The sequence below is a fragment of the Flavobacteriales bacterium genome (assembly GCA_016704485.1).
Lineage (GTDB): Bacteria > Bacteroidota > Bacteroidia > Flavobacteriales_F > PHOS-HE28 > PHOS-HE28.
Genome location: JADJAA010000001.1, coordinates 928,007 through 940,674 on the forward strand (window position 1 = coordinate 928,007; position 12,668 = coordinate 940,674).

Here is a 12,668-nt window from a genome sequence, read left to right on the forward strand (position 1 = left end):
GTGCCGCTACAGCACTTCACCCTCGTTGCTTAATAGAAACCTGTGAACGCCTTATTTCCGCATGGTGGTCATCACCGTAAAGATCTCATCACGATGATGGGGGTTGCTATAACTGCCCAATTTCTTCAAGAATGCCTTGCGTACGGCTTCATCCGGCCATGCGGCTTTCTCCAACTTATCGAATTCGTCGCCGAACTTATCCATATCCGCCCAGCTATCGAATTCCAACGTAGTGACATAAGAAGCACCCAGTGAACCCCATGCGTGTATGTACATGTTGTAATGCTTCACGATCGTGCTTTTCGAAATGACCTTATCAAAATACTCCTGGAAGGTCTTTTGTACTTCTTCTCGTGTAACACCATCGGGCATCACAAATTCGCTAGTGGTCTGTGCAATGTATTTTACAGCCGGTGCGTCCTGCGCTACAACTGTTGAGCTAGTGAAACTTAGTGCGAGCGTTGCTGCGGATAATAGTACTGTTTTCAAATACTTCATTGGTTCTTGGTTTTGAGAGTTGGTGGAAATCGTTACAGGGAGAGTGTGTTTATCCCTGACTGCAAATCTTGGTCGATCCATTGAAGTGCGAACAGGTATAAATACCTGTTTTGCGAATCGTTCTACTTACTTGGTTTATGTACTTCCAACTCGATCTCGATCATAAACTCCGGTACGGCAAGTCCTTTTACTTCCAACCAGGATCCTGCTGGGAATTGCTTGGGGTAGATCTCACTTCTGTATGCGGCATTTTCCAAGAAGCTGGCCATGTTCGTTGTGAAAACATTCTCCGCGATCACATCATCGAACGTGCAACCGTAATGCTTCAGCACCTTGTCCAGATCCGCATAGCAGTTCTTCATTTGTTGTGCCAGGTCGCCCACTGCTGTCGGGTTGCCTTCGTCATCCATGCTCACTGCTCCACTGATGGTGATCGAATTGCCAATGCGTACGGCATGCGTGTAACCGTAAGCCTTCTCTACTTCGGGCCGTAGATTGAACCATTCCGGTTTTTCATCAACCACTACTTCGCTTTCGAGTGGGTTCGGCTCGCTTGTGGATGCGATCGTACTCCAACCCGTGAAGAGGAATAGAAATGCAAGTGCGGCGATGACCGTTGAGGCCAAGCTTATGTTCTTATTGATGAAGTGTTTCATTGTTCAGGTTTTAGAAATGGAACGTGATCGAGTTATCGTTTTAAACGCACCGAAGGTTCGTCATCCTATTGATTGATCTACTGGTAGAACTACTAGTTTTTCTGTTGATCAGAAAAATGAATGCGCCCTCACTCCCGGCCCCTCGTTCTCGGCTTCGCTCGAACAGCGCCCGAAGAGAGGGGAGAAATGCCGCTTCCGACGAGTCCCATACGTGCCGGGATCGATCACCACTAAGTAGCTATTATCTGTTCCGGTCCCCGTGTCGTAGCACGGGATGACAGGCCCGGAATGACTTTTCTAATTGCCCGCACCGAGCGTAGTCGAAGTGTCTGAGCTTCTGATCGCCACTTCGATCGCCGCTACCAGCTCATCTTGCTTGAACGGCTTGGGAATAAAGCCATCCATTCCCGCATCCATGCATTGCTGTACCTCGGCCTGCATGACGTTGGCGGTCATGGCGAGGATGGGGATGCGGGACTTTTCTCCAGAGAGTTTTCTTATTGCGCGTGTAGCTTCGTAGCCGTCCATGATGGGCATTTGGACATCCATCAGGATCACGTCGTATGTATTCACATCCAGGAGATCCAATGCATGTTGGCCGTTGGTTGCGACATCGATATGGACATCGTCTAAGGCGTTCTCCAGTTCAACTCGCGCTACCATTACGTTGAGCTTGTTGTCTTCTACGAGTAGTATTCGGAGATCATTAAGTGGTGGTGTATTGGTTGTTGGCGGGGGCCGATGATCATCGGCCCGTACACCCTCCTTATTCGCATCCGTGATCGCATAAGGAATGGTGAATGAGAATGTGCTTCCCTTGCCCACTTCACTTACAGCGCTGATGGTTCCGCCCTGCATTTCTACTAAACGTTTGCAGATCGTAAGGCCCAATCCCGTTCCACCGAAACGTCTGGTGTGATCACTTTCGGCTTGCGTGAATTCATCAAAAACGCGCGCCAAGCGTTCCTCTGAAATACCGATACCCGTGTCTGTGATCGAACAGCGCAGCATGACCGCATCGGTCAATTGTTCTTGTATGTCCAAGTTGATACGAACGCTTCCATGCTCCGTGAACTTGATTGCGTTGCCGACTAAATTCATCAGCACTTGGCGTAAGCGTGTTGCATCACCGACCACCTGTTTGGGTAAGTTCTTCGCAACGCTCACGTCCAAATTCAGGTGCTTTTCTTCTGCACGGTGGCGCATAACGTCCACAACGCTCATTGCGATCGCACGCGGTTCCATGCGCACTTTTTCAAGGTCCAATCGACCGGCCTCGATCTTGCTCAGGTCCAAGATCTCATTCACGATACCCAATAAATTCTCGCTGCTTTGCGCAATGGCATCCACATAGCTCTGCCGGGTTATGGGATCGGTGGGAGCATCTCTGCGCAAGGCATTGCTCATGCCCACGATCGCGTTCATCGGCGTGCGGATCTCATGGCTCATGTTGGCCAAGAATTGTTGCTTCACGCGTTCACTTTGTTCTGCACGTTCTTTGGCCGCACTGAGTTCCGATGTCCGTTCCATAACGGTACTTTCCAAACGGTTCCGTTGTTGTCGCAACATGCGCAAGTAAGCCAGCACCGCGCCACCAAGTGCAAGAACGCAGAGCGCATAGAACCACCATGTGCGCCACCATGGCGATAAAACGATCAGCTTGAACGAAGTGCCTTCAGTATCCCACACACCATCACGATTATCGCCGCGGACCTGGAAGGTGTAATTACCCGGATCGAGGTTGGTGTATACGGCGTTGCGATCCGTACCGGCCATTATCCAATTCGTGTCGAAGCCTTCGAGCCTATACTGATATTGGTGGTCCATTGGTGCTGCGAATTCCATGGTAGCGAACTCGAACGTGATCATGTTCGCGCTGTACGGAATGCGTATCCCTTCGCTCAAATAGGTTGGTGCGGTGAGTGGCGATCCAGCTTCTCGGAAGTCCACCCGTTTATTTATAAGTTTTATACCAGTGATGCGGAGCGGTGCTGTCAGCGTATCCTCTTCCAGCTCCTCGGGCCGGAAATGATTGAAGCCCTGGACCCCACCAAAATAAAGCGTGCCATCCGGCATCTTGCAGTACGCGTATCGGTTGAACTCATCACTCTGCAAACCATCGCTTGCATCGTAATTGCGAAAATCTCCGGTCCCCGGTGTGTAGCGCGAGAGTCCTTTGTTAGTGCTCATCCACAGGTTTCCGGCCTCATCATTCAACACGCCATAGACCACATCGTTGGGCAAGCCCTGCTTGGTGGTGATGTGCTCGGCTTTTCCGGATCTGGTATCGAACTTGTTCAACCCGCCACCATTGGTGCCGACCCACAACAAATTAGCTTCGTCCTTGTCCGCCAGAATGGAAAATATCACATCCGATGAGATCGAATGTGCATCTGCGGCATCATGAACGAAGTGTGCCCATCCACCCGATCGACGATCGAAATGAAGCAGACCAGCGATAGTGCCCAACCAGAACGTACCATCATTTGCTCGATGGATCACTTGGACGATCTGCGAAGTCCCGGCATTCTTTAATCCAGGCGGAAGGTTCCAGTAAGTGTATGTATTCGTTCGCCTATCGAAACGCCCGAACGTATGAACGCTGCCGAACCAGATGTTGCTGTCACCTTCGAGCAGGAGCGGCGAGCACCAGTACTCCGTGGGAAATTCAGCGACCGCAGCCGGATCGCGCGGATAGCGCACGATGGCATCCTTGTCACGTGCATAGCTGACCAATCCGGCATAGTCCCGCCAATACAGTCCCTTCGGATCCATCACTGCGGATCCCATTGCCACGCTCTGTACGCGGAGTTCCGGTCGGGTCAAGTATTCGCTGAATGGAAGCAACAAGGGCCAAGTGCCGGTCGCTGGATCGTACTCGGCCAAGAAGTGGTCCGAGCGATCTATGTTCACACGACCGTGCAGTACAGGCACCATGGCGTGGCAGCTCATTCCGGAAACGGTATGAAAGCGCTCAGTGCGTGGATCATGGGTCATTAATCCATAGCCCGAAGTGCCGATCCAAAGCAGTCCGTTGCGATCGCGGTAATTCATCTGCACTACAGCTGAACGATGCATCAGGTTGGGATCCATTGGTAGCACACGGTGCATACGCGAAGTGCTTGGGTCGAATAGGAATGTGCCCGGATAGGCGCAGATCCAGATCCTGCCGCGTGAGTCGACGGAGGCTAGGCCCGTTCGCATGTCGCCATATGGAGCCTTGTATGTAACAATACTCCGCACTGAACCCGTAAGCGGATCCAAACGCACGATACCGAATTTGTGTAATCCATAAACCACGTTCTTGATCGTGTCCTCCACAACGATCATACCGGTCAGATCCAACAGTGAACGCCCCCGTCGCGTACTGCCCAGTGGTTGGTCGAGTCTGACCGTGTCCATGCGTAACGCACCCGCACGACTTGGATCGATGCGGTAGCTGACGCCGTCCAATTCGCTCAACCAGATCGTGCCGCTTCGATCCATGGTCACCCAGCAGGATCTATTCAGCACGCGGGTTACCGCCGTCACCTTTGGGGCTTGCACGGTCTCGTTCGCGGTCGCCCCGAAGTCCACCCGCAAAAGACCATCGTTGCGCGAAAACCATAAGCTACCGTTGCGGTCCTGCACGATCTGGTGCGGCGATCCGTCTCCGGGCGCAAGGTCGTGCAACACGTGATGGAATGAATCTGTTTTCCGATCGAAGAGATCGAGCCCACGGTCCGTGCCGACCCACAAGCGACCATTGCGATCCTCGAAGAGCAGGTGTACGTTATTGTCGGTCAACGTTGTACTGTCCTCAGGATCATTACGGAATACTTCGAAATGATAACCATCGTATCGGTTCAGTCCATCCTTTGTTCCGAACCACATAAAGCCGTAGCGATCTTGGATGATCGTATTCACCATGCCTTGCGAAAGGCCATCTTCAATGGTGATGGAACGGAAGGGCAATGCAAGGGTATCCCATTGTGCTTGCGCAAAGTGTGATACACCGAGCATTACCAACAGGACCATGCGCAGCACCCTCATGATCACGGTGCAAAAAGGCCTTTGCTCATTGCGTATACGACCAGACCCGCCGCATTGCGCGCGCCGGTCTTCAACAACAGATTGTTCCGGTGGAAATCCACCGTGCGCGGACTTATGAAGATCTTCTCCGCGATCTCCGCCGTAGTGAACTCCTTGCAGATACCGCGCAGGACGTCAAGCTCGCGTTCGCTCAATGGATCGATGTCATTGAACGTTGGGGTGAGCTTTCGCTTCTTCACCAGTCCATGTAGATCCAACTTGTTCAGAGCATCGCTGAAATAGTATCCGCTCTGCGCAACGGAACGGATCGCGGTATCGATCACGTCCGGTTCGGTGTCCTTCAACAAGTAACCATTAGCGCCGAGCTCCATCAAGTGCAGGATGTATTGCTCTTCATCATGACTACTGAGGACGATCACCTTCACATCCGGAAAATCCTTGCGTACCCGTTGCATTGTTTCTACGCCATCCATTACGGGCATTTGCAGATCGAGCAGAACAATGTCCACCGATTCATTCTTCAACCCTGCGAGAAGCTCTTCGCCATTGGCGCAATCAAGTACCACTTGCACACCGGCCATGTCGCGAAGCAATAATGCCATGCCCCGGCGAAAGAGCAACTGATCATCTGTAAGTGCCAATCGGATCATCATGCAAAGGTCGGTGCCAAGAACCAGTTCAGCACCTCGTAGAACTACCTGTTCTTGTTGGGTCGATCACCGGTTGTTCAATTCAGCGTTGAGCGCAACTTCTATACTCTGGGCATGGGAAAGCAATTCAGCGATGCTTTCCTGAAAAGCCTGTGGGTCCGATGCGGAGCTCAGCTCCTTGATCGCATCGCAAAGCACCAACATGTGCGGCGCACCCAGGTAATGTGCCATGGGACGCAGGTCATGCAAAGCCCTAAGTACTTGTTCGGCATCATTCGTTGCGGCTCCTTCCATGATCTGCTGGAAATAAGCTGGGGTTTCGGCAAGATAAAGTGTGATCCATTCCTGGATCCTGTTACGGTCATTCTTGAATAGACGACAAAGTGTTGTAAGGTCGATCACGGGATCGGACATGCTGAACTGATCTGTTTTGTTACTGAACTGTATACTAATCTAGATGCTTTTCAACGATCACTCCCCTTCCTTATCTGCGCGCCGTTTCGCACGTCTTGCCCTGCGGAGATCGCCTTCAACACGCAACATCTTTTTCATACGATCGACCACTTCAGGACTTAGGTTGCGGATCAAGCCCTCGCGCGTAGCGTGCCATAAGTACCCGGTCAATGCGCGATCGGGATCACGGTCGATGCTGAAGTTGCGCTCGCGGTCGGCATCCAGACCGCCACCGTACAACTCCTTCAACATGGTTTCCACGACCGTGCCCATCATACTGTTGTATTTCTCTCGCGGTGTACCAGGTTCTACACGCGCTTTGAGATCAGTGTAGCTGAGTGCAAGCTTTCCATGCGCTTTTATGTTATCGCCTTCCATGTGCAGATACAGGCGCTTCAATAGGCCTGCATCCATCTGCAACCGCGCCAACGGGCGCGTAACATCATTCAGAAGTACTACCGGAAGATCCGTTGCCGTTGCGTTGATCACAAAGTTCTCCGATCCATCCAATTGCGCGGAATAGGTGATCTCTATCGGTGCCTTATCGAACAGTGTGGCCTTGAGGGTTCCTGTTATTTCCGGAGTTCCTTCTATTGCACCTAGCTCATTGGTTATTCCAAGGAACAGGCCATTCAATTGATCGAAGGCGACTTCACCCCATCGCTCCGTACCATCATCGCGTTCGCGGTAGAGGAGGTGTGCATCATGTATGGAGATCGTATCCACGCGAATTGGAAAGCGCACCCCGAGCAGCGCTGCCGGAGGGAGGACCTTTGGTGTACGCGGCGCTAGCGGAAAGGTCTTATCCAACGCTGCTTCCATTTGCAGTCCGAAGATCTGTGCATTACCTAAATGCAGCACCTGGTGTGCGATCAGTTCATCCACCTCCAACCCCGTTAACAGGAGGCTATCCAATGCCACCATCAATTCCGTATTCGGCAGCTTTTCAGAATTGGTGGAATCCCGTTGTGGCGCTACATGGCGGAAATCACGTACAACTCCGTTGCGCTCGCTCAAGGATAGTTCAACACGACCAACGCTTAATGCTGCGCCATCTGCCAATTGCGTGTGCATGCTTTCCAATTGCAGCTCTGCGCCTGTGACGGATAACCGCACACCGTTGTGACGAGCGCCCATGAACACACGCACGCCGTACCCTATAAGATCCAATTCACTTACCTGCATATCGGGCAACCGTTCACCGAGATCCTGCACCGTGGCAGAAGCCTTCAGTACGCTGATCGTATCTGCTGTTAGCAGCGTGATAGCAACGTTCATGTTATCCCCTTTCAACCGTTCGAAAGGATCTTCCAAACGGATGTGTTCATCACCGATCAAGTAGTTGAATGTGGGGCCGCTAATGGAGAAAGACGACACGCGGAATTCCCTTTTCCAGAGCAAGCGCCAAAAGGAAAGCCCATGCAATTCGATCCGATCCGCACTGGCATCGAACAAATACTGGAAGGCTCCGGTACGCAAACTATCCATCAGTTCCGGTGCAAAATCCAGTTCCACTCCGGTAATGGTCACGGACCCGGTCTTGACATCCGTCAGCAAGCTGTCCATGTGAAAATGATACCCATCCACACTGGCCTGATCGATGGTCTCCGCGATGCGTTCGCGCAGCGCAGTATCCAACCATGCCTCGCCGTAATTAGGTATCCACCATGCAGCAAGTGCCGCCAGGATCACGAGTATACCGACCATAGCAATGGCAAGCCCTTTCAAGAACTTCCACATCTTTTTCCCGGGAGCACGCATCGCCATCTACGGCACGAAGATCGGGTGATCATTAGGTTATTTGCAGGTGTTTCGCGGTCAGTTTTCACCAATATTCCGTACCCCTGCGTCCGGCCGTACAATGCTGCGTAGCCCTGATCACTTCCGTTCATTCCCCGTGATCACGTTCCCAACCGGGCCAGCAATTCCTTCATGTCCCGTGCTGCGCGATCCTTGTGGAACCAAGGCTCGGTCTCCAATATCCGTGCAACACGCGGATCGAGGTCCGTGAGAACGACCCGGCGCTTGCCGCGCTCCATAAGTTGTATGATGTCGCCCAACCGATGTATTCCCGTAGCATCGATCATCGGAACGTTCTTCATGCGGAACACAATGATCTTGTGTCGATCGTTGATCTCTGCCAGCACATCGTGGAACCGCTGCGCGGCACCGAAGAACAAAGGCCCGCTGATATCGAACACGAGCATATCCTTCGGAATGTCCACCACCTCATCAGCGATCATGGTGTCACTGCCTTCATTCATCACCGGCCGCAGATCGGAAATGTCGCTCATGCGCTTCATGAACAGAAAGGCGGCAAGCACCATGCCTACTTCAATGGCCAGTACAAGATCGAAAAAGACCGTGATGAGGAACGTGACCAACAGCACAACAGTATCATGGCGGTCACCTTTCAGGATCGTACGGAAGCTGCGCCATTCGCTCATGTTGTATGCGACCACGATGAGAATGCCCGCCAAACAGGCCAGCGGGATCTTACCGGCCAACGGTGCGGCCACCAGCATGATCACCAACAATGTGAGTGCGTGCACGATGCCGGCCATCGGCGTACGACCTCCGTTCTTCACGTTGGTCGCTGTGCGCGCGATGGCACCAGTTGCGGGAATGCCGCCAAAAAGAGCAGAGAGCATATTCGCACCACCCTGCGCCACCAATTCCATGTTGCTGCGATGGCGGCCACCTATCATACCATCGGACACCACCGCGGATAACAGTGATTCGATGGAACCCAGCAGCGCGATCGCAATGGCCGGTTGTATCAGTTCGCGCAGCGTAGCCATACTGATCGGTGCTATCCCGGGCATCGGCAAGGTATTCGGTATCGCGCCGAAGCGACCTTCAATGGTCTCCACTGGCCAGTGCAAGAACCAAGCAGCAGCAGTACACACCATGATCGCGGCCAGCGGGCCCGGTATGCGAGGCGTAAGCTTGGGCAAAAGAACCGTGAGCAACAGCGATGTTATACCAAGCAACACAGCATATGGGTTGAGCGTGGAAATATGCCTCGCATACGCCGACCACTTCGAGACCATTTCCGCGGGCACTTCCATCATACCCAGCCCAGCGAAGTCATTGATCTGCGTAGAGAAGATCACCACGGCAATGCCGGATGTAAAGCCCACGACCAACGTATGCGGGAAGTACTTCAACAATCCGCCAGCTCGCACAAAACCGAGCACCATGATGAGTATCCCCGCCATGAACGTAGCGATGGTAAGCCCGCCCACACCATGCACGCGAACGATGTCCGCCACAATAATGATGAAGGCACCGGTAGGTCCACCGATCTGTACACGGCTGCCTCCGAACACGGAAATAGCGAAGCCGGCAATGATCGCCGTGACCAGTCCCTTCTCCGGCGATACGCCTGATGCGATCGCGAAAGCGATGGCCAGTGGTAAGGCAATGATCCCGACAATGATGCCGGATGAAATGTCCTTGCGCAGCTGTTCTCCAGTGATCCCCGCTTTCCACAGGGTGAATAACTTGGGCACGAACTCGCTCATTCCGGGATCGAAGTAACGCTTTCCGGTGGATCAACTTCGTGAACGCAGCAGCAACGTGCTAACCAGCTCCTGTGCGAAAAGCCGTTGCGTAGTACTCAGTGCGGAGGTGTTCTGCGATCGATCATCATCGGTGCTTTGCTTCGATCGTCCCGACGGCAGAACGCTAAGTTGCCACCATACGGCTGAAGAACCTACAGAGAACACTACTACGCATTCCGAACGACCCAGATCCGGATGTCGTAAATTCGGCCCACACATGAGTACTTTTGAATTATTCCGGGACACGAACAATGACCTTTGCTTTCAATTGAAGACAGCCAGCGGCAAGGTGCTGCTTACCAGCGAAGGTTTTGAGAGCAAGGCCGAGGCTGAAGAGGCCATTGAGCGCGCCGTGAGTCTTGCACCTGAAGCGCGCAGTTACGAACGCAGCCGCAGCGAAGAAGGCCACGGTTTCACCCTACAATCCTATGATGGCGAAATAGTAGCGACCGGCGAACTCTTTGCGACCACCGGCGAACGCGATAAGGCCATTGAAGCTGTGAAGGACAATGCCGAGGAGGCCGAGGTTGTTGGGTACGATCGCTGATCGGTGATCCGAAGCGGGCCACGCAAAGGATCAATTGATAAATAGATCGAACCTTTCACACCCATGCTCCCCACCCTCCCGATCTGGATCACCCTTCTGTTTGTCCTGATCACGCTCGCCACGATCATCTGTTTCGTACTCGCTTTAAAGTCGCGCGGGATGCTGATCGGCGTATTGCTTTGGGCAGGTCTACAGGCCGCATTGGGTCTCTCGGGATTCTACACGGATTCCTCTTCCATACCGCCGCGTGTATTCGCGTTCGGCGTGTTGCCAACGCTCATTTTTATAGCGGCCTGTGTGCTCAACAAGAGCGGCCGTGCTCTTATGGATCGTTCCGATCTACGCACATTGACCTGGATGCATGTGATCCGTGTTCCTGTTGAAATTGTCCTGTACTGCTTGGTGAACATTGCTCTTTTGAGCAAATACATGAGCGTACATGGAACCAATTTCGATGTACTCTCCGGTCTGAGTGCTCCGGTCATTGCGTACATCGCTTTTAGAAATGGCTCAGTGAACAAGCGCCTGCTTCTTGTTTGGAATGTGCTCACGCTCATGTTGTTGCTCAATGTGGTGATCACCGCAGCGTTCTGCATTCCGTCACCGATACAACAACTCGCTTTCGATCAACCGAACATTGCAGTGCTGTACTTCCCCATGAACCTGCTACCGACCGTTGTCGTTCCCCTAGTGCTCTTTGCACATGTAATTGCGATCAGGCGGGTGGTGAAGTCCTGATCCGGAAAGGGTTGCATATTCGTGGGCACCGTGCCCAGGCTCTGTGTATTTTTGCACCGTACATGCTCAAGCAGAACCTATCATTCAAACTTCAACAGAAGCTTTCTCCTCAGCAGATCCAGCTGATGAAGTTGCTGCAAGTGCCTACTATTGAACTGGAGCAACGCATTAAGCAAGAGATCGAAGAGAACCCCGCGCTGGAGGAAGGAGAGGATCAGGACGAGGAGGATGACCTCGACATGGATATTGCTACTACTGAGGAGACCGACAAGGAGGACGCTGAACGCGACGAGTTCGACCTGAGCGACTATTATCAGGACGACGAAACACCGGATTATAAGCTCAGTGCCAATAACACCGGACCGGATGATGAGCAGCGCGAGATCCCGCTGGCCGGTGGCACTACGTTCCAGGATGCGATGCGCCAACAACTGTCCCTGCGCCGCAGTGATGAACGTACCGTGATGCTTGCCGAGAACTTGATCGGCAATTTGGATGAGGACGGTTATCTGCGTCGCGACCTCGATAACATCGTGAACGATCTTGCCTTTACACAAAGCGTTAGTTGCGAAAAGGAAGAGCTGGAGAAAGCCCTTTCCTTGTTGCAGTCGTTGGACCCTGCCGGTGTGGGCGGGCGCGATCTACGCGAATGCTTGCTCTTACAGGTAAGGCGTATTCCGCACAGCTTGGATCAGCGCATTGCGGAAGAGATCATCGACAAACATTTTGAAGCGTTCAGCAAGAAGCATTATGAGCGCATCCTGGATAAGCTGGAGATCGATGAGGACGCCTTGCGTGGCGCCATTGAACTGATCGTACACCTGAACCCGAAACCCGGTAACACCATGCGTGGCACCGATCGCGCAGCACAGGAGATCATTCCGGATTTCATCGTGAACGAAGTGGAGGGCCAATTGGAACTTTCGCTGAACGGACGTAACGCGCCGGAACTGCGTGTGAGCCGTGCGTACCGCGAAATGATCTCCGAATATTCCAAAGGAAAGAAGGACAAGGAACAGCGTGATGCGCTCCAGTTCATCAAGCAGAAATTGGATTCCGCCAAGTGGTTCATCGATGCCATTAAGCAACGGCAGAATACCTTGCTCGTTACCATGGAAGCGATCATGGATTACCAAAAGGAATTCTTCCTTACCGGCGACGAGACCAAGATGAGACCGATGATCCTGAAGGACATTGCGGAGCGCGTTCACTTGGACATCAGCACAATCAGTCGCGTGGCCAACAGCAAGTATGTGCAGACCAACCACGGCACGTTCATCCTCAAGTTCTTCTTCAGTGAAAGCCTCAGTACCGATAGTGGTGAGGAAGTGAGCACACGCGAGGTGAAGAAGATCCTGAACAATGCGATCGACGCGGAGAACAAACAGAAGCCCTTCACCGATGATGAGCTCACTGCGTTGTTGAAGGAGAAAGGCTACAACATTGCGCGCCGCACCGTTGCTAAATACCGTGAGCAATTGGGACTGCCCGTAGCACGCCTGCGGAAGGTGCTGTGATCGTATCCGGG

Annotated in this window: 10 protein-coding genes; 3 read left to right on the forward strand and 7 right to left on the reverse strand. The window is 52.8% G+C overall.

All coding sequences use genetic code 11. The annotated features are described in order from the left end of the window. Positions 1–51: 51 nt before the first annotated feature. The 7 genes from IPF95_03985 to IPF95_04015 form a co-directional block, all read right to left on the reverse strand. Positions 52–498 carry a hypothetical protein gene (locus IPF95_03985; GenBank protein MBK6473855.1) on the reverse strand — a complete coding sequence of 149 codons (447 nt, stop codon included), beginning with the start codon at positions 496–498 and terminating at the stop codon, positions 52–54. A 122-nt stretch (positions 499–620) separates the two neighbouring features. Next, on the reverse strand, positions 621–1,154 hold the full coding sequence (locus IPF95_03990) for a RidA family protein (protein ID MBK6473856.1): 534 nt from the start codon (positions 1,152–1,154) through the stop codon (positions 621–623). A 297-nt stretch (positions 1,155–1,451) separates the two neighbouring features. Continuing rightward, positions 1,452–5,186: a response regulator gene (locus IPF95_03995; protein MBK6473857.1), complete on the reverse strand. Its 3,735-nt coding sequence runs from the start codon at positions 5,184–5,186 to the stop codon at positions 1,452–1,454. A gap of 2 nt (positions 5,187–5,188) precedes the next feature. Then, entirely contained in the window at positions 5,189–5,839 is a 651-nt protein-coding gene (locus tag IPF95_04000) for a response regulator transcription factor (GenBank protein MBK6473858.1), read from the reverse strand. 63 nt (positions 5,840–5,902) lie between these two features. Next, on the reverse strand, positions 5,903–6,250 hold the full coding sequence (locus IPF95_04005) for an Hpt domain-containing protein (GenBank protein ID MBK6473859.1): 348 nt from the start codon (positions 6,248–6,250) through the stop codon (positions 5,903–5,905). Between the two features lie 57 nt (positions 6,251–6,307). After that, on the reverse strand, positions 6,308–8,029 hold the full coding sequence (locus tag IPF95_04010; protein MBK6473860.1) for a hypothetical protein: 1,722 nt from the start codon (positions 8,027–8,029) through the stop codon (positions 6,308–6,310). Between the two features lie 161 nt (positions 8,030–8,190). Continuing rightward, positions 8,191–9,816, reverse strand: a complete 1,626-nt coding sequence (locus IPF95_04015) for an STAS domain-containing protein (GenBank protein ID MBK6473861.1) — start codon at positions 9,814–9,816, stop codon at positions 8,191–8,193. 256 nt (positions 9,817–10,072) lie between these two features. On the opposite strand from IPF95_04015, the gene IPF95_04020 reads away from it, so the two are divergent. The 3 genes from IPF95_04020 to rpoN all read left to right on the forward strand — a co-directional run bounded on the left by IPF95_04020 (position 10,073) and on the right by rpoN (position 12,657). Beyond that, entirely contained in the window at positions 10,073–10,402 is a 330-nt protein-coding gene (locus IPF95_04020) for a YegP family protein (protein ID MBK6473862.1), read from the forward strand. A 63-nt stretch (positions 10,403–10,465) separates the two neighbouring features. After that, positions 10,466–11,140, forward strand: a complete 675-nt coding sequence (locus tag IPF95_04025; protein MBK6473863.1) for a hypothetical protein — start codon at positions 10,466–10,468, stop codon at positions 11,138–11,140. A gap of 62 nt (positions 11,141–11,202) precedes the next feature. After that, entirely contained in the window at positions 11,203–12,657 is a 1,455-nt protein-coding gene (gene rpoN, locus IPF95_04030) for an RNA polymerase factor sigma-54 (protein ID MBK6473864.1), read from the forward strand. The last annotated feature ends 11 nt before the right edge of the window (positions 12,658–12,668 follow it).